This window comes from Vibrio sp. D173a (assembly GCF_030248475.1).
On sequence record NZ_JAHGAH010001105.1, the window covers coordinates 1 to 637 of the forward strand.

Below are 637 nucleotides of genomic sequence, written 5' to 3' on the forward strand. Positions count from 1 at the left end.
GGTCTGTAGGAAAAGATTCTGAACGGATGGTGTCCGCTACCTTTTTGTCGATATCAAGAATAGAGCTCGCTGGGTTCGCAAGTTCAGAGCTTACGCTGTCATTGATAACGCCCATTTGTGAGATAAGCTCACGCATGTTCTTCGCACCTGCGCCCGAAGCGGCTTGGTACGTCATTGCGCTCATCCACTCAACCATGCCTTTTTCATACAGGCCGCCTAGAGCCATAAGCATCAGGCTCACAGTACAGTTACCGCCAACAAACGTGTTGGTGCCACCGTGAATACCTTGTTGGATTTGAGCCAAGTTAACAGGATCAAGAGTGATGATAGAGTCAGCATCCATACGCAGAGTTGAAGCCGCATCAATCCAGTAGCCTTTCCAACCCGCTTGGCGCAGCGCTGGATATACCTTTGATGTGTAATCGCCACCCTGACAAGTAATAACCGCGTCCAGCTGTTTTAGGCTTTCAATGTCGAATGCGTCTTGCAGTAAACCCGCATCTTTGCCACCTAGAACAGGTGCTGGGATGCCGATTTGAGATGTACTGTAATAAACAGGTTCAATCAGGTCGAAATCACGCTCTTCAACCATACGTTGCATGAGTACAGAACCAACCATACCGCGCCAACCAACTAG

The 637-nt window shown here is 49.0% G+C and carries 1 protein-coding gene; it reads right to left on the bottom strand.

Annotation, left to right across the window (positions count from 1 at the left end; all coding sequences use genetic code 11):
- A partial coding sequence (gene asd / locus KIV40_RS31610; RefSeq protein WP_285353266.1) for an aspartate-semialdehyde dehydrogenase occupies positions 1 to 637 on the bottom strand: 637 nt, incomplete at both ends.